The 18,207-nt window shown below is 60.3% G+C and carries 16 protein-coding genes; 5 read left to right on the top strand and 11 right to left on the bottom strand.

What is annotated here, in order from left to right; translation table 11 throughout:
* Positions 1-83: 83 nt before the first annotated feature.
* Together mlc and ACJ8PE_RS20390 are read right to left on the bottom strand one after the other, a co-directional pair.
* Complete coding sequence (gene mlc / locus ACJ8PE_RS20395; RefSeq protein WP_197760586.1) at positions 84-1,301, bottom strand: sugar metabolism global transcriptional regulator Mlc; 1,218 nt, start codon at positions 1,299-1,301, stop codon at positions 84-86.
* A 159-nt stretch (positions 1,302-1,460) separates the two neighbouring features.
* Positions 1,461-2,351, bottom strand: a complete 891-nt coding sequence (locus ACJ8PE_RS20390; RefSeq protein ID WP_047727629.1) for a LysR family transcriptional regulator — start codon at positions 2,349-2,351, stop codon at positions 1,461-1,463.
* 147 nt (positions 2,352-2,498) lie between these two features.
* On the opposite strand from ACJ8PE_RS20390, the gene ACJ8PE_RS20385 reads away from it, so the two are divergent.
* The gene (locus tag ACJ8PE_RS20385) at positions 2,499-3,767 is read left to right on the top strand and encodes an MFS transporter (protein ID WP_197760606.1); all 1,269 of its coding nucleotides are present in this window, start codon (positions 2,499-2,501) and stop codon (positions 3,765-3,767) included.
* 50 nt (positions 3,768-3,817) lie between these two features.
* Here the strand turns inward: ACJ8PE_RS20385 and ACJ8PE_RS20380 are convergent, their stop codons facing one another.
* Positions 3,818-5,104: a glycoside hydrolase family 10 protein gene (locus tag ACJ8PE_RS20380; protein ID WP_197760588.1), complete on the bottom strand. Its 1,287-nt coding sequence runs from the start codon at positions 5,102-5,104 to the stop codon at positions 3,818-3,820.
* A 126-nt stretch (positions 5,105-5,230) separates the two neighbouring features.
* Entirely contained in the window at positions 5,231-7,027 is a 1,797-nt protein-coding gene (locus ACJ8PE_RS20375) for a glycoside hydrolase family 3 protein (protein ID WP_197792892.1), read from the bottom strand.
* A 365-nt stretch (positions 7,028-7,392) separates the two neighbouring features.
* Here ACJ8PE_RS20375 and tus point away from each other — a divergent pair, with 365 nt between their 5' ends.
* Positions 7,393-8,331 (top strand): DNA replication terminus site-binding protein, encoded by a 939-nt coding sequence (tus, locus tag ACJ8PE_RS20370; RefSeq protein ID WP_042784423.1) that lies wholly within the window; start codon positions 7,393-7,395, stop codon positions 8,329-8,331.
* Here tus and ACJ8PE_RS20365 read toward each other — a convergent pair.
* From ACJ8PE_RS20365 to ACJ8PE_RS20345, 5 genes are all read right to left on the bottom strand, one after another.
* The gene (locus ACJ8PE_RS20365) at positions 8,321-8,689 is read right to left on the bottom strand and encodes a VOC family protein (protein ID WP_028128189.1); all 369 of its coding nucleotides are present in this window, start codon (positions 8,687-8,689) and stop codon (positions 8,321-8,323) included. The genes tus and ACJ8PE_RS20365 overlap by 11 nt on opposite strands.
* A 90-nt stretch (positions 8,690-8,779) precedes the next feature.
* Positions 8,780-9,469, bottom strand: coding sequence for a helix-turn-helix transcriptional regulator (locus ACJ8PE_RS20360; protein ID WP_042784422.1), 690 nt, complete (start codon positions 9,467-9,469; stop codon positions 8,780-8,782).
* A gap of 61 nt (positions 9,470-9,530) precedes the next feature.
* Positions 9,531-10,928, bottom strand: coding sequence for a class II fumarate hydratase (gene fumC, locus ACJ8PE_RS20355; protein WP_042784421.1), 1,398 nt, complete (start codon positions 10,926-10,928; stop codon positions 9,531-9,533).
* Between the two features lie 228 nt (positions 10,929-11,156).
* The gene (locus ACJ8PE_RS20350; RefSeq protein ID WP_197792894.1) at positions 11,157-11,489 is read right to left on the bottom strand and encodes a hypothetical protein; all 333 of its coding nucleotides are present in this window, start codon (positions 11,487-11,489) and stop codon (positions 11,157-11,159) included.
* Positions 11,490-11,522: 33 nt separating this feature from the next.
* On the bottom strand, positions 11,523-11,789 hold the full coding sequence (locus ACJ8PE_RS20345) for a hypothetical protein (RefSeq protein WP_127897192.1): 267 nt from the start codon (positions 11,787-11,789) through the stop codon (positions 11,523-11,525).
* 176 nt (positions 11,790-11,965) lie between these two features.
* Between ACJ8PE_RS20345 and manA the strand changes: the two genes are divergently transcribed.
* Both manA and ACJ8PE_RS20335 read left to right on the top strand, forming a co-directional pair.
* Entirely contained in the window at positions 11,966-13,144 is a 1,179-nt protein-coding gene (gene manA, locus ACJ8PE_RS20340) for a mannose-6-phosphate isomerase (RefSeq protein ID WP_046898452.1), read from the top strand.
* A gap of 141 nt (positions 13,145-13,285) precedes the next feature.
* Positions 13,286-14,818, top strand: a complete 1,533-nt coding sequence (locus ACJ8PE_RS20335) for a YdgA family protein (protein ID WP_442536857.1) — start codon at positions 13,286-13,288, stop codon at positions 14,816-14,818.
* 45 nt (positions 14,819-14,863) lie between these two features.
* On the opposite strand, the gene ACJ8PE_RS20330 is transcribed toward ACJ8PE_RS20335, so the two are convergent.
* On the bottom strand, positions 14,864-16,018 hold the full coding sequence (locus ACJ8PE_RS20330; protein ID WP_033642966.1) for a serine hydrolase domain-containing protein: 1,155 nt from the start codon (positions 16,016-16,018) through the stop codon (positions 14,864-14,866).
* Between the two features lie 103 nt (positions 16,019-16,121).
* Here ACJ8PE_RS20330 and ACJ8PE_RS20325 point away from each other — a divergent pair, with 103 nt between their 5' ends.
* Positions 16,122-17,027 (top strand): LysR family transcriptional regulator, encoded by a 906-nt coding sequence (locus ACJ8PE_RS20325; protein WP_033650491.1) that lies wholly within the window; start codon positions 16,122-16,124, stop codon positions 17,025-17,027.
* Positions 17,028-17,056: 29 nt separating this feature from the next.
* On the opposite strand, the gene blaSRT is transcribed toward ACJ8PE_RS20325, so the two are convergent.
* Complete coding sequence (blaSRT, locus tag ACJ8PE_RS20320; protein ID WP_182074775.1) at positions 17,057-18,193, bottom strand: SRT/SST family class C beta-lactamase; 1,137 nt, start codon at positions 18,191-18,193, stop codon at positions 17,057-17,059.
* Between the last annotated feature and the right edge of the window lie 14 nt (positions 18,194-18,207).

The raw sequence follows: 18,207 nt of genomic DNA, 5'->3' as shown, positions 1-18,207 counted from the left end.
TTGCGGAAAAATTCTAGGGGATGCCGCCACGTAGGGGCTTGAGGTAGCTCAATCTTTTGCAGGATTAATAAGAAGTTCTGATGTTAGCCTTGCAGCAGCTGCACCAGCAATGAACCGTTATACAGCGCCTCTTTCACCAGCGCCGCGCCGGGCATGGTGCCCTGATTGAAGAACTGCGTGGATTCAACCTTGACCTGCTCGCTGTAGGCCGGCAGCGCCTGCTGGCGAATGCAGGAGGCGATGGCCGGGTGCAGGATCTCCGCCGCGCGGTTGAGCGGCGAACCCACCAGGATCTTCTCCGGATTGAACAGGTTGACCATGATAGCCAGAATGCGCCCCACGCTGTGGCCGACGCCGAGGATGATGTCCCGCGCCAGTTGATCGCCCGCCAGCGCGGCGTCGCACAGCGATTCAACGGTCAGCGGCGCGCCGTGCAGGCTGGAGCTCATCGAGCCGCTCAGCCGCTGCTGGGCGATCTCCAGCATGTTCTCGATGCTGGCCACGGTCTCGAGACAGCCATGGTTGCCGCAGTAGCAACGTTTGCCGTAAGGATCGACCTGGGTGTGGCCGATCTCCACCACGCTGTGGCTGCCGGCGTGCAGCACACGGCCGCCGGTGATCACCCCGGCGCCGACGTTGTGGTCGATCACCACCTGAATGACGTTCTGGCTGCCGCGCGAGGCGCCGTACAGCGCCTCGGCCATGGTCCAGGCGCTGATGTCGTGTTGCAAATAGACGGGCAGACCGGTCCGGGTTTCCAGCGCCGGGCCGAGCGGCATCTCCAGCACGTCGTAAAACGGCATGCGGTGCACCACGCCCGACTGCACGTCGATAATGCCCGGCAGCGTAATGGCGATCGCCGTCAACCGTTCCAGCTTGCTTTGGTGGCGAATAAAGAATTGATCGACTTCGGTCAGGATGCGTTTCAGCAGCGGTTCGGGATCTTCGGCCGCCAGCGGCAGCAGCTCTTCCACCACCAGTTTGCTGCTCAGATCGCGCAGCGCCAGTGTGATGCTCCCGCGGCTGATGCGGGCGGACAGGTAGTGCCAGGCCTCGGTGTCCAGCACCAGCCCCACCGCCGGGCGGCCCCGGCTGCCGATTTCCTGGTACTCGGTTTCCTTGACCAGATGGGCTTCCAGCAGTTCGCGCACGATCTTGGTGATGCTGGCGGGCGCCAGCTGTGCGCGTTTTGACAGTTCGATGCGCGAAATCGGGCCCAGTTGATCGATTAGCCGATAAACCGCCCCCGCATTGGTCTGTTTGATTTGATCAATATGCCCAGGCTGCCCAACCGCAATCACAAACCGGCTCCTACTATTTTTCGCGCTTCTAAATAAAGACTAGGGGTTATGGTGGGGCTTTTGTCATACAGCGTCAACTATTTGATTCGTTATGTGATTTGCTGCACAAATTCCTCGCAATTTCAGCGCGAATTGATTTTTATTTGCCCAATCTCAACGTCATTTCAGCATCAACGCCATCAGCGCCTGCGCCGCGGCGGTCAGCGGCCGTCGGCGGTGATGCACCAGCCACACTTCGGTCGTGGCGTCCGGCTCCGCCAGCGGCAAATAACGCACGCCGTCCACCCGCACCCGGGCGAAAGATGCCGGCAGAATCGAGACCCCCAATCCGGCGGAGACCAAACCGATGATGGTCATCGCTTCCCCCACTTCCTGAGTGATATACGGGGTAATGCCGGCCTTGCCGAGCAGCAGCAGAATTTCGTCATACAGCGCCGTGCCCACTTCGCGCGAGAAGAACACGAACGGCTCCTGCGCCAGGTGTTGAAAACGCAGCGCGCCGCCGGGCGTTTCCGCCAGCGGATGCCCCTCCGGCACCACCGCCACCAGCGGTTCACGCAGCAGCAGCTGATAGTGCAGCGCTTCCGGCAGCCGCGTGTTGCGCATCACCCCCAGATCCAGCTCACCGTTCAGCAGCGGTTCGATCTGCTGTTTGGTGTTGATTTCGCGCATTTTGATGTGCACCTGCGGAGACTGCTGACGGAAAGCACGCAGGCTGCGCGACACCACGCCGATGAAGGGCGCGGAAGAGGTAAAGCCGATGGTCATTTCCCCCAGCTCGCCGCGATCCAGACGCGCCGCCTTTTCCGCCGCTCGCCCGACCTGATCGAGCACCTGATAGGCTTCTTTGAGGAACATCTCCCCGGCCTGGGTCAAACTGACGTTGCGGTTGTTGCGCGCCAGCAGCCGCGCGCCGACCATCTCTTCCAACGCCTGGATTTGCTGGCTGAGCGGCGGCTGGGAGATACGCAGCCGCTCCGCGGCGCGGCCAAAATGCAGCTCTTCCGCCACGGCGATAAAGTAACGCAGGTGTCTCAACTCGATATTCATATTTAAAAAGTCTTAATTGTAATTATTAATATATTAGACAAAAAAATCGCCGCTCCCTATCATTTTGTTATCTGCAAAGTGTCTGTTTATCTCCCCGAAGTTCGGTAAGGAAACGCTGTGACAACCCCTGTGCGTTCTGCGGCCGTGATGCCGTCGACGCTGGCCGCCAACGATGACGCGGCCGCTGCGCCAAAAGTAAAACGCTCCACCCTCAACAACAAACTCCCCTATATCGAACGCGGCACGCCGCAGTTTATGCGCGTAACGCTGGCGCTGTTTTCCGCTGGGCTGGCGACCTTCGCGTTGCTTTACTGCGTGCAGCCGATCCTGCCGGTGCTGTCGCAAGATTTCGGCGTCTCGCCGGCCGAAAGCAGCCTGTCGCTCTCGGTCTCTACCGGCCTGCTGGCGATCGGCCTGATGTTCACCGGGCCGCTGTCCGACGCCATCGGCCGCAAGTCGGTGATGGTGGTGGCGCTGTTGCTGGCGGCAGTCTGCACGCTGATTTGCGCCTTTATGACCAGCTGGCACGGCATTTTGCTGATGCGCGCGTTGATCGGCCTGTCGCTGAGCGGCGTGGCGGCGGTCGGCATGACCTATCTCAGCGAAGAGATCCATCCCAGCTTCGTCGCCTTCTCGATGGGGTTGTACATCAGCGGCAATTCGATCGGCGGCATGAGCGGCCGCCTGGTGACCGGGGTGTTGACCGACTTCTTCTCCTGGCGCGTCTCGCTCGGGGTCATCGGTCTGTTCGCCCTCGCCGCCGCCTTCATGTTCTGGCGCATTCTGCCCGCTTCGCGGCATTTTCGCGCCAGCTCGCTGCGCCCCCGCACGCTGCTGATCAACTTCAGACTGCATTGGCACGATAAGGGGCTGCCGCTGCTGTTCGCGGAAGGCTTTCTGCTGATGGGCAGCTTCGTCACCCTGTTCAACTACATCGGTTATCGCCTGCTGGCGGATCCTTATCATCTGAGCCAGGCGATCGTCGGCCTGCTGTCGGTGGTCTACCTCACCGGTTCCTACAGCTCGCCCAAGGCCGGGGCGCTCACCTCGCGCTTCGGGCGCGGCCCGGTGCTGCTGGCGTCGATCGTGATTATGCTGATCGGGATTCTGATTACCGCGTTGCCGCAGGTGCCGGCGATCTTTATCGGCATGATGCTGTTCACCGCCGGTTTCTTCGCCGCCCACTCGGTGGCCAGCAGCTGGATCGGCCGCCGTGCGCGCCGCGCCAAAGGCCAGGCGTCGTCGCTGTATCTGTTCTGTTATTACGTCGGCTCGAGCGTGGCCGGGACCCTCGGCGGCGTGTTCTGGCACAGTTTCGGCTGGAATGGCGTGGCGGCGTTCATCAGCCTGATGCTGTTGCTGGCGCTGCTGGTGGTGCATTACCTGAAGCGCCTGCCGGAAGCGGCGCGCCTGTGAATAAAAAAGCCGCGGTGGATTACCGCGGCTCGCTATGCCAATGCCGGTGATTATTGAGCGGTTTTCCAGCGGGTACGCAGGTACTCCACGGCCTTATCCGTTTGCGGCTCGGTCAGATAACGTTGCCGGAACAGGATGGTTCCCCCCATCCCCGGCAAGCTCTCGTTGAGATCCAACTGCCTTTTCAGCTCAGGAACGCCGCCGTCGACGGTCCATGCCGGTTCGCTCGCCGATGGCGTGCCCACTTTATACAGCGCCACCCCGGCATAAAGCCGAACCGGCGTGTCTTTCACCACCTCGGCCCACCAGTTGGCCAGCACGTCGTAGCGAACTATTTCACGATCGAAGGGCCAGTACAGCTGCGGTGCGATGTAGTCGAGCAGCCTCAGTTTGACCCACTGGCGCGTATCGGCATAGGCCGCATCGTACGATGGCGCGCCGGCCTGAGTCGCCGAGCCGGCGGGATCGTCCGCTTTGTTTCGCCAGACGCCCGCCGGGCTGACGCCAAACGCGACAGCGGGCTTTAGCGCCCTGACGGTGGCTGAAACCTGTTTTATCAATTGCAGCGTGTTGTCTCTTCGCCAACTGGCCTTGTCTGCAAACCCTTTGCCGTATTCGCGATACGTCTTTTCATCATCCAGCGGCGATTGCGGCGTCTCATAATAGAAATAATCGTCAAATTGAATGCCGTCGACGTCATAGTTTTTGACGACTTCGGCCACCACGCCGGTGATCCAGTTGCGCACGTCGGGTAAGCCAGGATCGAGCGCAAAGCGGTCGTTGGCCGTACGTATCCAGTCGGGATGCAGCGCATAGACGCTGGCCGGCGGAGACTGCAGCGTTTGATTAAGGGCATCAATCGTTTGCTGCCGGGTATTCATGGAAACCCGATAAGGATTCAGCCAGGCGTGCACTTTGATGCCGCGCCGGTGCGCTTCTTTCAGCATAAAGGCCAGCGGATCGTAACCCGGATCCTGGCCCACGGTGCCGGTCAATACCTCCGACCAGGGCAAGATGTCAGAACGCCACAGGGCCGTTCCGTCCGGTTTAACCTGAAAATACACCGTGTTAATCCCGGTTTTCACCATGTCGTCCAGTGCGTCCGTCAGTGCCTGCTGCTGCAGGCGAATTCGCTCTGGCGCGGTTTCCGCTTTCAGGGAGGCCGCCGGCGGCCAGTCCAGCCCCATGACGGTGGCCAGCCAGATGCCCCGCATCGGTGTGACCGGCGGTGCAGGCTGCGGAGGCTTTTCCGGCTCAGGGGGTTTGGCGCATCCGCTCACGCCCAGCATGGCGGCCATCAACAGCCATCCGCCTAATTTTGTTGCGCCTGTCGGCATAAATGTTCTCCTTCCGTGAGTGACGGTTATCCCATGTCGTATCGTGCAGAGCAAGAAACCGCACGCTTTATCAACGCTATCCCGCGACCGGCGTCGCCCTTTCTGACGACGCCGGTACTTGTCCCATTACCAGCTCAGCCCCGTCCCGCGAGGGAACGCCACCTTGCCCGTATTGGTTTCCTCATCGTAGTCATGCCAGGTGTTGACCGGCAGTTTTCCGTGCGGTGTGATTTTCCCCGTCAGCACCTGTGCCAAAGCGATCATCGAAGGGCCACGCCATACGCCGCTGTCATACCCGTAGTAAGAATAGGTGGCGACGGCTGCATCCACGTCTGCGGCATAGTTCACGATATCGTAAGGCGCGCGCAATGAGAGGTGAACGCGTTTTTTCCCCTGCTCGGCGGCGTATTTCAACCAGCCCGGATAAGGACTGGTATCATTAGCCGCCCCGGTTGCGGAGGTCACGACCCCATCCTGCTCGGCAGGCGTAAAGCGAGTCGAAAGCGTGCCGAGCAGGAACACGTCGCAATCGGCAATATGCGCCCTGATTTGGGCATCGCTCAGTTCCGTTTCCTTCGCGGCAACGACGTTCTGGTAGCCCTCCTGCGCCATCACGTTAGCGATGCCTTTGGCCTGCTCACCCCACGGGGTCAGGATAAAATAGCGCAGTGCCTTGTCTTTCAACGGCAGCAGGCTGTGGCGGTTAATGACCACGGTAATGGAGCGCTCGGCGATGCGTTTTTCCAGCTTATGCGCTGAGGACGAAACGCAGCTGGAACAAGGGGCCTCGCGATGCCCCATCAGGTGATGGCGTAATTTGAGGCGCAAAATGCGCTCAACCGAAGCATCGATATCGGCCTCGCTGAGATGCCCTGTTTTCACCCGGTCCGCAAGGTAACGAATCAGGTCCGGTAGCAATTTAGCCTGGGCCGGCGAAGCGATGCTGACAGGCATCAGGGCGATATCCACCCCGGCGGCAAAGACGTTTTCAGCCGCCCCTTGCTGGCTGAAATGCTCGGCAATCGCCCCCATATCCAGCGCATCTGAAATCGTTACGCCGGCATAACCCAGCTCATCGCGCAGGATGCGGGTCTGAATTTCATGCGACATGGTGGCCGGCACCGTGATTTTTTCGCCGCTGCGGGTGTCGATCTGGCGGTTATCCAGCGCGGGGTACTGAATATGCGCGGTCATGACCATGTCCGGCGCCGCACAGCGGTCAATGGCCTGTTTGTAAGGCGCGATATCGATGGCAAACGCCTCTTCCCGCGTACGATCGACGCGCGGCAAACCGGTATGCGAGTCGGTGGAGGTGCTGCCATGGCCAGGGAAGTGTTTGTAAGCGGTGATAAGCCCTTGCTGCTTCATCCCCGCCACCATTTTCTCGGCCAGGCGGGAAACGGCGTTCTTATCATCGCTGAAGGCGCGAACGTTAATCACCGGGTTGAACGGGTTGGTGTTGACGTCCACAACCGGTGCAAAGTTGGTATTGATATGCAACGCGCGCATATCCTGGGCCATCAGTTTGCCCTGTTCAACGGCGAGCTGTTTATCGGCGCCGCCCTCAATCGCCGCGGCGAGCGCCATATTGCCGGGGAATGAGGCATAGTCGCCGCGCGGCAGCCGGAAAACGTTACCGCCCTCGTTATCCGTGCCAATGAACAGGCGGATGCCGGCGTGGGTTTTCATCGCGGCATACCAGGCCGTTAACGTATTGATCTGCTGCTTATCTTTCAGATTATTGGCAAACAGGATCACCCCGCCCACATGGTTATCGGTGATCAGCTTGCCAATGGCTTCATCGGGAACGGTCATATCCTGATTGCTGCTACCGTTCCGATCCCAGTAGCGAAAATCCAGCATGATTTTTTGCCCGATCTTCTCTTCCAGCGTCATGTTTTTGACTTTCTGTTTAATATCCACAGTAAACCTCCTGTTAAAGCACCCGTTAATGACAGAAGAAAAGATAACCCCAAGGGCTCATAGCGTCCTGCCATTCTGTTTGTTCCAGCGTTTGGACAACGGCAAACGGGAAATGGATTAAACAGAAGACAAACGAACAGGAAAAAATCCATCAATGAATCAAACCATAAGAAGAGCAGGTTTATTTTCGACAATCACACTTGCCCGCATGCGTAGCAGACGAGCGAGAGAATTCCCCCTGCTGCCCGCCCTATTTCCTCCTGGTAAGCCGGGCGGACAGTTAAGCCGAGTATTGCCCCATTGCCGATGTTGCCCCCAGTCCGCTACTCTCCTATAGTATGTTGTAACTAAAATAGGGGCATATGATGAGCAAATACGATGTGATTGGCCGGATGAACGCCTGCTTTGCCGAACTGGAGCAAGCCCTCGGCGCATTGCAGCAGCAGATAACCCCGCTGCGGCTGCTGGCGGCGCGGGTGTTTAGCCTGCCGGAGGTAGAAAAAGGCCAGGAACATCAAGCTATTTCGCATATCGCGGTCGAGCAGCATGTGGGGCAAGCGGCGCGCGATCTGGCGCTGGAACACTATCAGCGGCTCTTCATCCACCATAACCGTGAGAATGTCAGCAGCAAGGCCGCCGTGCGCCTGCCCGGCGTCATCTGTCTGGCGGTGGAGCAAGCGGAGTATCAGGCGCTGCAGGCGCAGCTGGCGCTGATCAACCGCCTGAAGGGCGAACTGGAGCAGATTATCACCGTCGATTCCGGCCTGGCGCCGGAGCAGCGTTTCGAATTCGTGCACACCCATTTGCACGGGCTGATTACCCTCAGCGCCTACCGCACCCTCACCGCCCTGACCAATCCCGACTCGGTGCGCTTCGGCTGGGCCAACAAGCACATCATCAAAAACGTCAAACGGGACGACATCCTGGCGCAGCTGGAGAAAAGCCTGAAAGCCGGCCGCGCGGTGCCGCCGCACAGCCGTGAACAGTGGGCCGCCCTGGTCAGCCGCGAGATAGACGATGTCAGCCGCCTGCCGCAGCATGCGACGTTGAAAATCAAGCGGCCGGTAAAAGTGCAGCCGATCGCCCGCGTGTGGTATCAGCAGCAGCAAAAACAGGTGCAACATCCCTGCCCGCTGCCGCTGATCGCCCTGTGTCAGGTTGAAAGCGGCGCTGCGGTGCCGAAGATCGGCGAACTGCTCAACTACGACGCCGACGCAGTAAAGCATCGCTACAAACCCGACGCCAGACCGCTGCGGCTGCTGGTGCCGCGCCTGCACCTGTATACCGACGGCACTACTCGCTGAGGGCATATACCCGCAGGCGATGACCGTCCGGATCCCGCGCCACAAAGGTGTAGCCGAATTCCATTTCGGTTGGCGTTTGCTCGATAGGCAGCCCGAGCTCGCGCCACTGGTTATAGCGCGCCTCCACTTCTTGCGGATCCTGGCATAAAAAGCCCAGTTCACCGCCGCCGCCGGTCAGCGTGGCGGCGGGTTTTACCCCCTGTTTGGCCCACATCCCGAGCTTGAAGCCGTTGTTGAGCACGAACAGGGCAAAGCCGGGAGAAAGCTCTACCGGCGCCTGCCCCAGCAGGCGTTGATAAAAGGCGGCGCTGTTGAGCGGGTTATCGACGTAAAGCAGGGTCATGCTGGGAAGGGTCATCGGTCTGTCCTCTGGGTGATGGGAACCGGTTGGTTCCCGATAGGCACAGACTAAAGGAGGCGACTGACAGTTTATGGCAGCAGCGTGTCGTTATTGTTCCGCAATGCCTTCGCTCAACCGCCACTCTTTCAATAGTCGCCGCCGGCCATGCGGATAACGCTGTTCAAGCGGCGTGGCGGCCTGAATGCGATCGAGGCGAAAATGACGAAAGGCCTGACGCAACTCACACCAGGCAACCAGCATCTGGAACTGGTCGAAAAAGCCCAGCGCAAAGGGCCACAGCAGGCGTTCGCTGCGCTGCCCCGCCAGGTCGAGATAGTCGATATGCAGCTTGCGCTCGCGGCGGATGCTGTCACGGATTAACACCCGCATCTCATCCGCCACCGGCGGCGACTGAGCCGGTGCGATAAGCAGCGTGTTGGCCTCCAGCTCCTCCCGCAGCGCCGTCGGCAGCACGTCGGCGATCTTGGCGAGCGCCTGGCCCGCGGCGCTCGCCAACTGGCTGTCGCCGCGGCGGCTGACCCAGCGCATGCCCAGCACCAGCGCTTCTATTTCCGCTTGCGAGAACATCAGCGGCGGCAGCATAAAACCGGGGCGCAGCACATAGCCGAGCCCCGCTTCGCCGACGATCTCCGCTCCCTGCTGCTGCAGCGTGGCGATATCGCGGTAAAGCGTGCGCATGCTGATGCCCAGCGTCTGCGCCAACGCATGGCCCGCCACCGGATAGCGGTGGCTGCGCAACAGCTGCATCAGATCGAGTAAACGTTGTGCGCGCGACATCTTAATTTCTCCATAAAAAAGGGGCTTACCTCAGTAAGCCCCCGGTTGCCTCACAGATCAATTATTTCTGCATGCTGCCGACCATCGCCTCCGGGCGCACCCATTCATCGAACTGCGCTTCGGTCAGATAGCCGAGCTTCAGCGCCGCGGCTTTCAACGTCAGCCCTTCCTTGTGCGCTTTCTTGGCGATTTCCGCCGCTTTGTCATAACCGATATGGGTGTTGAGCGCCGTCACCAGCATCAGCGATTCATTCAGCAACTGGGTAATGCGATCGCGGTTCGGTTCGATGCCCACCGCGCAGTGCTCGTTGAAGCCCTGCATACCGTCGGCCAGCAGGCGGATCGACTGCAGGTAGTTGTGGATCACCATCGGGCGGAACACGTTCAGCTCGAAGTTGCCGGAAGCGCCGCCGATATTCACCGCCACGTCGTTGCCCAGCACCTGCGCGCACAGCATGGTCATCGCTTCGCACTGGGTCGGGTTGACCTTGCCCGGCATAATGGAGCTGCCCGGCTCGTTCTCCGGGATAGAAATCTCGCCGATGCCGCAGCGCGGGCCGGACGACAGCCAGCGCACGTCGTTGGCGATCTTCATCAGCGAAGCCGCCAGCCCTTTGAGCGCGCCGTGCCCCTGCACCAGCGCATCGCAGGTCGCCAACGCTTCGAACTTGTTCGGCGCGGTGACGAACGGCTGATGGGTCAACTCCGCCAGCGCTTTAGCGACGCGTACGGCGTACTCCGGATGGGTGTTCAGGCCGGTGCCGACCGCCGTGCCGCCCAGCGCCAGCTCGGCGATGTGCGGGATGCTGTCTTCGATGTGTTTCAGATTGTGCGCCAGCATCGCCGCCCAGCCGGAGATTTCCTGCCCCAGGGTCAGCGGCGTGGCGTCCTGCAGGTGGGTGCGGCCGATTTTAACGATGTCGCGGTAGGCTTCGGCCTTGTCGCTCAGCGTCTTGTGCAGCACTTTCAGCTCGGGGATCAGGTGCTCGCGCAGCGCAATCACAGCCGCCACGTGCATCGCGGTGGGAAACACGTCGTTGGAGCTCTGACTTTTATTGACGTCGTCGTTCGGATGCACCTTGCGCTCTTCACCGCGCACGCCGCCCAGCAGCTCGCTGGCGCGATTGGCCAACACTTCGTTCATGTTCATGTTGGTCTGGGTACCGGAGCCGGTTTGCCAGATTGACAACGGGAACTGGTCGGCATGGCTGCCCGCCAGCACTTCGTCGGCGGCGTTGATGATGGCGGCACCCCGCTCGGCCGGCAGCAGCCCCAGATCCACGTTCACCTGCGCGGCGGCGCGCTTGGTCAACGCCAGCGCATGGATCAGCGCGGTCGGCATCTTTTCGGAGGAAATGCGGAAATGCGCCAATGAGCGCTGGGTCTGTGCGCCCCACAGCTTGTCGGCCGGTACTTCGATGGGGCCCATGGAGTCTTTTTCGATACGAACGCCTGCCATCATTGTCTCCTTAGCATAATTCCTAAAATTGTAGGGTTAGGCCGACGCGCTACCCCCCGTCGGCACGCATTCCCAGTATAGTGACATAATAACTATTCGCATTAAGAGAGTTATCTCACAGCACGATTCATCTCTTTTACCCATTCATGACGCGGTTATTTGCCGTCGGTTAACCCGCGCCGAAATAAAGACGAAGAAAGAACCGGGATAATAAACGCGGAGATGAAATTAACGCGCGTGACGCGAATTAAAATTATTGATGCGCTGCGCCTGTAAGTGATTGAGTTCATCGATCCGCTGCTGTTGCAAATGATTGATCTCATCGTAGGCATCCTGCCGTTCATTATGGCGATACGCCCCGGTCGCCACCGCGCCGGCGGTGAGCGCCAGCGGATGTGTCACGGGTGCAGTCACGGCGGGAAGCGCGACCGGTGCGGGCGCAACGACGATCGGCGCCGGCGTTATCACCACGGCGCGCGGGGCCGCGTAGGGATAGGTGACGATCACCGCCCCCTGAGCCGCCCCGGTGCAAAGCCCCAACAACAGCAACCATTTTTTCATGCAACAGACCTCTCATTTCGTTAAATCGACTCGTTAACGGCTACGGTAAAGCGGTCTGTCGTTCAGGTTTAAGCTCGGCGTGTGATCGCCCGACTTGGCGCAAAAATAATAATAAGGGAATGGCTCAGAAGGTAAAAAATAAATTCCGCCGACATACTTTGACATGCCGATAAATAAATAATGACGTAGAAAGCCTGCGCTGTCGGCAATAATTTCTTTCCCTCCCATCAACGATCGATTGGCGGATTTGCCGGGCCCTCTTGAGGCCGGTGAGCCATTTGAGACGCCGATCGTTATCACGCTATACTCTGGCCGCGTGGCCGGACGCAACCTTATCCGGCGTTGTTTTGATCGCGCCCATGAGGGTTCCTGCCGACACGGGCGTATGATGGTTGTCGGCACAGATGAAGCGAATCGTATAAAATCAGTAAGTTATTGCCATTAGTGCGGCAATGACGCAAAGGACGTTTATCGACATGCAAAAAATGACCAACGCGGTACAGAATTACGCCTGGGGCAGCCACGATGCGCTGACCCGTCTTTACGGCATCGCCAACCCGGATAATCAGCCGATGGCCGAACTGTGGATGGGCGCGCATCCCAAGAGCCCTTCCCGCGTGCCCGGCGCCGATGGCGCACTGCGTTCGCTGCGCTTTCTTATCGATGAAGACCAGCCAAAGCAGCTGGGCGCTGACGTCGCCAGCCGCTTTGGCGAGTTGCCGTTCCTGTTTAAAGTGCTCTGCGCCGATCAACCGCTTTCGATCCAGGTCCACCCGAGCAAAGCGGCGGCCGAGATCGGCTTCGCGAAAGAGAACGCCGCCGGCATCCCGCTGAGCGCCGCCGAACGCAACTATAAAGATCCCAATCACAAGCCCGAGCTGGTCTTCGCCCTGACGCCGTTCCTGGCGATGAACGGCTTTCGCGAACTGGCCGATATCGTCTCCCTGCTGCAACCGATCGCCGGCGCGCACCACGATATCGCCACCTTCCTGCAGCAGCCGGACACCGCCCATCTGTCTACCCTGTTCGCCAGCCTGTTGACGATGAGCGGCGAGCAAAAGTCGCTGGCGCTCGGCGTGCTGAAAGCCGCGCTCAACAACCAGCAGGGTGAACCCTGGGATACCGTGCGCTTCATCGCCGGTTTCTATCCGGACGACAGCGGTCTGTTCTCACCGCTGCTGCTGAACGTGGTGCAGCTCGCGCCGGGCGAGGCGATGTTCCTGTATGCCGAAACGCCGCACGCCTATCTGAAAGGCGTGGCGCTGGAGGTGATGGCCAACTCGGACAACGTGCTGCGCGCCGGCCTGACGCCGAAATTTATCGACGTGCCCGAGCTGCTGGCCAACCTGCAGTTCCGCCCGCAGCCGGCGTCCGGCCTGCTGACCCAACCGGAGCGGCGCGGCAACGAACTGTTCTTCCCGATCCCGGTGGAAGATTTCGCCTTCTCGCTGCACGATTTGACCGCCGCGCCGCAGGCGCTCGCGCAACGGAGCGCGGCTATCGTGTTCTGCGTCAGCGGCGAAGCGACGCTGGAAAAATCCGGGCAGCGCCTGACGCTCAAACCGGGTGAATCCTGCTTTATCGGCGCCTTCGAATCGCCGGTCAACGTCAGCGGCAGCGGCCGTATCGCCAGGGTTTATAACCAACTGGCCTAACCGTTGATAAATTTCAGCAAATTGCTTGCTGAAAGCGAGAGCTGCCCCCACAATTAAACGCCTGCGGGCGTTTTTTGTCGGCCCACATTTGCCCCCTCCCTCGCAACGGAGGGTTATAAGAAAAAAGGATGAAACAGAGCTATGAAAAAATCGTTAGTCGCTGTCAGCGTCATTGTCGTTCTTGGCGCAGCATGGACCGGGGCATCCTGGTACACCGGGAAACAGATCGAGCAGCACATGGGCGAAGTCGTCGACAACGCCAACGGCCAACTGAAAGCCTACCTGCCGAAAGCCGGCGTCAAGCTGAGCTATGAAAATTACCAGCGCGGCCTGTTCAGCAGTAAAGTGCGTTATGTGCTGCGTTCCGACGGCACGGATACCAGCGAAAACGCGGCGCTGAAAGCCGGTGAAGAAGTGGCATTCCTGGAAACCATCGATCACGGTCCGTTCCCGTTCGCGCAGCTGAAAAAATTCAACCTGCTGCCGAGCATGGCGTCGGTGCATACCGAGCTGGAAAACACCCCGGCGGTGAAAGGCCTGTTTGAAACCACCAAAGGCAAATCGCTGTTTACCGCCGATTCGCGCATCTCGTACAGCGGCGATACCGCGTCCACCATCGACTTTATCCCACTGGACTACCAGAAGGATAAGTCTTCGCTGAAATTCAGCGGCGCCACCATTGACGCCGACGTGTCCCGCGATCTGAAAAAAATCGCGTTGGACGCCAACAGCGACAACATCGTGTTCGCCAGCCCGAACGAATTCGGCCAAAACGAGCAGATCACCTTCCAGGGCTTCAACCTGAAAGGCAACAGCAACGAAAGCAAGTTCGGCGTGAAGCTCGGCGATCAGACGATGACCCAGAAGCAGTTCAAACTGACGATCGACGGTAAAGACACCGTGGCGTTGGACGGTTTCAATCTGGTGAGCAAGTTCGGCGAGCAAGGCAGCAGCAATATCGGCGGCCAGATCGATTACACCATGGACGCGCTCAAGGTGCAGGGCAACGACTTCGGCGCCGGTAAACTGACGATGAAAATCGACAACGTCGACGGCAAGGCGCTGAAAGACTTCTCCGACAGCTACAACCGCCAAACCATGGCGCTGCTGCAGCAGGGCGAGAACCTGGATCCGGACGTCTACGAACAGCAGACCTCCGAGATGCTGCAAAAGAACCTGCCGCTGCTGCTGAAAGGCAACCCAAGCCTCAGCATCGCCCCGCTGAGCTGGAAAAACAGCAAGGGTGAGAGCATCTTCACGCTGGATCTGGCGATGACCGATCCGAGCAAGGCCGCCTCCCCGGCACAGTCGCCGGATCAAGTGATCGCTCAGGCGGTTAAAAAGCTGGATCTCAGCCTGACCATTCCGGAAGCGATGGCTACCGAAGTGACCGCGAAGACCGCCTTGTTGCAGGGTTACAATGAGGAAGACGCGCAGAAACTGGCGCAGCAGCAAGTGCAGGGCCTGGCGGCCATGGGTCAGATGTTCAAGCTGACCACCCAGAAAGACGGCGTGATCGCGAGCAAGTTCCACTACGCTGACAATCAGGTTGACCTGAACGGCAACAAAATGTCGCTGCAGGAGTTCATCAGCCAGTTCGCCATGCTGGGCGCCCCGGCGGAAGACGCTGAACCGGCGCAGGAAGCGGAACCCGCTCCGGCACCGGCGCAGTAATCGCCTGAAAGCCTGAACAAGGGCCCCCTGTGGGGCCCTTGTTATTTACGCCGCATAAACCGCATCGCGGATCTGCTGCGGATAGCGGCCGCACATGCCCTCAAATGCGGTATTGGTCAAGACGACTACGCTCAGCTGCGCCTCTGGATCAAAGAACCAGCTGTGGCCGTAAACGCCGCCCCAGGTCAGGGTACCGGCATGCTGCGGCGTCTGCGCAGCGTCGGGATCCACCAGCAGCGCGCCGCCAAAGCCGAAGCCCCAGCCCGGCCCTTGCGTTTGCGCCTCGGCGCCGACGTGCGGGTGACGCAGCAACGCCACCGTATCCGGTTGCAAAATGCCCTGCCCGCCGCTGCGCAGCGCCTCCACCAGCCGCAGCACGTCGTCGGCATCACCGACCATGCCCGCGCCGCCGGAGGGATAGGCTCCGACGTTAAGCGCGCGCGCCGGCGAGAACGTCACTTCTCCCCCCGCCATGCCTTCCGGCAAGGCGATCCGCACGCCTTCCGGCATGCGCCGCGGCCCCTGCGGCGTATTGTAATAAGGCGTCGCCAGGTTAGCGGCATGGGTCGCATGGAACGCGGTATTGCCGAGCCCCAGCGGCCGCGCCACCCATTCGACAAACAGCTGCGGCAGCGGCATGCCCGTCACTCGCTCCAGCACCGCGCCGAGCACGTCGATCGCCAGCGAATAGTTGAAGCGCGCGCCCGGTTCCGATAGCAACGGCGCCTGCGCCAACAGCCGCAGGTTTTGCTCCAGCGTCAGCGTCGACAGCTCCACGCCGTCCTGGATCCCCAACTGATGGTAAACGCCTGCTGGCGGTTGATTCAGCCGATAGTCGAGCCCGGCGGTATGACTCAGCAAATGACGAATCTTGATCGTCGGGCGCCGGCCGTCGGCCAGCGCCGGGGTAAACCACGGCAGCCAATCGCTGACCGCATCGTCGAGGCTCAGCTTGCCTCGTTCAATCAGGCGCAGCGCCGCCAGCGTGGTGTAGGGCTTGGAAACCGACGACAGCCGAAACTGCGTTTCTCGCCGCATCGGTTGCCGCGCTTCGCGATCGGCATAACCGGCCGCACCGGCGTAGCAAATTTCACCCCGCCGCGCCACCAGCACCACGCTGCCCACGATGCGCCCTTCGGCCATCGCCTGTTGATCGATCGCCGCGATCCGTTCTGTTAACGCCCGTTGTTCTGCCGACATGATTTTTATCTCGCTGAGGGAAAGTAAAAATCAGTCTAAAACGTTCGTCATAAATTAAAATAAGGCATAATTTAATGAATCATTAAGCACAGGTTATTGATAGATGAGTTCACTCCTGCAGCTGCTGCCCTATTTCGAAGCCGTCGCGCGGCTGGGCAACTTCACCCGTGCGGCCAACCAACTGGGCGTCACGCCGCCGGCGGTGTCGCAAAACATTCAGGCGCTGGAGAATCAGCTGGGGGTGCGCTTATTCCACCGCACCAGCCGCTCGGTGCGCCTCAGCGACGAGGGCCGACTGTTTTACCAGAAGGTCTCGCCGGCGATGAACCAGATCGACGTGGCGGCGGACGACGTGCGCGCCCTGGGCGCGCAGCCGGCGGGCCTGCTGCGCATCACGCTGCCGCAACTGGCCGCTTCGCTGCTGGTGATGCCGCACCTGGCGGAGTTTCAGCGGCGCTATCCCGAAGTGCAGCTGGAGCTGTTTACCGAAGACCGCTTTTCCGATCTGGTGCTGGGCAGTTTCGATGCCGGCATTCGCATGCACGCCATGCTGCAAAAGGACATGATCGCCGTGCCGATCGACAACGGCCAGCGCCGGGTGCTGGTCGCCTCACCCGATTATCTGACGCGTTGCGGCGCGCCGGCCACGCCGGACGATCTGCTCGCGCACCATTGCCTGCGCTACCGTTTTCCCGGCAGCGGCAAATTGGAGCCCTGGTATTTCAGTCGGCACGGCGATGAGCGGGCGCTGGACGTCAGCGGCAGTTTGATCTTTAACGAAGATCGGCTGATCAAGGATGCGGCGTTGGCGGGCCTGGGGATCGCGCAACGTTTTCAGGGCACGGTGGTGCAGGAACTGGCGCAGGGCGATCTGGTGGAAGTGCTGCCGGAGTATGCCAGCGAGGCATCGGGATTTTTCATCTACTTTCCCGCCGGTAGGCATCTGCCGCTCAAGCTGCGCGCCTTTATCGATTTCATGCGCGAGCGGCGAGAGCGACAGCACCGGTAACAGGGGCGCCCCGACGGCGCCCCCCACGATCAGCGCTTATCCAGCGCTTGCACGATGCGGTAAGCCGCCTCGACCCGATCGTCGTTCGGGAACCATTTGTTGGCCAGCATCACCACGGCGATATTTTTCGCCGGGATAAACACCGCGTAGGTGGAGAAACCGCCGGTCGAACCGGTTTTATTATACCAACCGGCGCGCAGCTCCGGCTGCGGCGGCGTGATGGCGGTGGCCGGCGTGCCGTTCATTATCATCCCGGCGTTGTTGCCCTCGATCAGCCGCGACAGTTTTACCGGGTACGGGTAGTTCTCCCACATCAGATCCTGCGTGAACACGCCCGCTTTGTAATAGCCGACGTGCGTGGCGGCCAGCGCCTCGCGCCACGGCTGCGCGACCTTCGCCTGCTGCAGGTTGGCGTCCAGGTAACGAATCAGATCGCGGGCGTTGGATTTGATGCCGTAAGATTCGGCGTCCAGCGGGCCGGGATTGACGCGCACCGGCTTATCGTCCTTGTTGTAACCCTGGGCATAGTTGGCCATCTGCGCCGCCGGCACCTGAATGTAGGTGTGGCTCATGCCCAGCGCCGGCAGCATGCCCTGCTCCATGGCCTGGATAAACGGCCGATCGAGACTCTTGGCGGCGATCATGCCCAGCATGCCGATACCGAGGTTGGAATAGACGCGGTAGCTGCCCGCCGGGTGCTTCGGCTGCCAGGCCCGGTAGTAAGCCATCAGTTGGGCGTTGTCGGTCACGTCGTCCGGCACGAACAGCGGCAGGCCGGATGTGTGGGTCGCCAGATTCAGCAGGCTGACGCCGTCGAAGGCGCTGCCGCGCAGCTCAGGCAGATAATGGCTGGCCGGATCGCTGAACGACAGCTTGCCCTGCTGCTGCGCATAGACCGCCAGCGTCGCGGTGAAGGTTTTGCTCAGCGACCCCACCTCGAACAGCGTCTGCTCGGTGATCGGTTTGCCGGTCTGTTTCGAGGCGACGCCATACGGGTAAATCTGCTGTTTGCCATCGACCGATACGGCGATCGCCATGCCCGGCACGCCGTATTTTTTCATCAGCGGCTGAATAACGGCGTCGATATCCTGCTGCTGCGTGGCGTGCGCGGTCGGCAAGATCAGTGCGGCGATCAGCGCGGCCGCCAGGCGGTTCATTTTCGTCATGATAGAGGCTCTTC

The organism is Serratia sp. CY74737 (genome assembly GCF_052166775.1).
Taxonomy (GTDB): Bacteria; Pseudomonadota; Gammaproteobacteria; order Enterobacterales; family Enterobacteriaceae; genus Serratia; species Serratia ureilytica.
Note: the sequence above shows the minus strand (reverse complement) of the source record. Positions and strands in the feature narration are given on the sequence as shown.

What these genes read in the sequence shown, in the direction of transcription:
- ACJ8PE_RS20390 (WP_047727629.1), bottom strand. Translation starts at nt 2,351, where the DNA reads ATGAATATCGAGTTGAGACACCTGCGTTACTTTATCGCCGTGGCGGAA.
- ACJ8PE_RS20385 (WP_197760606.1), top strand. Translation starts at nt 2,499, where the DNA reads ATGCCGTCGACGCTGGCCGCCAACGATGACGCGGCCGCTGCGCCAAAA.
- ACJ8PE_RS20380 (WP_197760588.1), bottom strand. Translation starts at nt 5,104, where the DNA reads ATGCCGACAGGCGCAACAAAATTAGGCGGATGGCTGTTGATGGCCGCC.
- tus (WP_042784423.1), top strand. Translation starts at nt 7,393, where the DNA reads ATGAGCAAATACGATGTGATTGGCCGGATGAACGCCTGCTTTGCCGAA.
- ACJ8PE_RS20365 (WP_028128189.1), bottom strand. Translation starts at nt 8,689, where the DNA reads ATGACCCTTCCCAGCATGACCCTGCTTTACGTCGATAACCCGCTCAAC.
- ACJ8PE_RS20360 (WP_042784422.1), bottom strand. Translation starts at nt 9,469, where the DNA reads ATGTCGCGCGCACAACGTTTACTCGATCTGATGCAGCTGTTGCGCAGC.
- fumC (WP_042784421.1), bottom strand. Translation starts at nt 10,928, where the DNA reads ATGGCAGGCGTTCGTATCGAAAAAGACTCCATGGGCCCCATCGAAGTA.
- ACJ8PE_RS20350 (WP_197792894.1), bottom strand. Translation starts at nt 11,489, where the DNA reads ATGAAAAAATGGTTGCTGTTGTTGGGGCTTTGCACCGGGGCGGCTCAG.
- manA (WP_046898452.1), top strand. Translation starts at nt 11,966, where the DNA reads ATGCAAAAAATGACCAACGCGGTACAGAATTACGCCTGGGGCAGCCAC.
- ACJ8PE_RS20335 (WP_442536857.1), top strand. Translation starts at nt 13,286, where the DNA reads ATGAAAAAATCGTTAGTCGCTGTCAGCGTCATTGTCGTTCTTGGCGCA.
- ACJ8PE_RS20330 (WP_033642966.1), bottom strand. Translation starts at nt 16,018, where the DNA reads ATGTCGGCAGAACAACGGGCGTTAACAGAACGGATCGCGGCGATCGAT.
- ACJ8PE_RS20325 (WP_033650491.1), top strand. Translation starts at nt 16,122, where the DNA reads ATGAGTTCACTCCTGCAGCTGCTGCCCTATTTCGAAGCCGTCGCGCGG.
- blaSRT (WP_182074775.1), bottom strand. Translation starts at nt 18,193, where the DNA reads ATGACGAAAATGAACCGCCTGGCGGCCGCGCTGATCGCCGCACTGATC.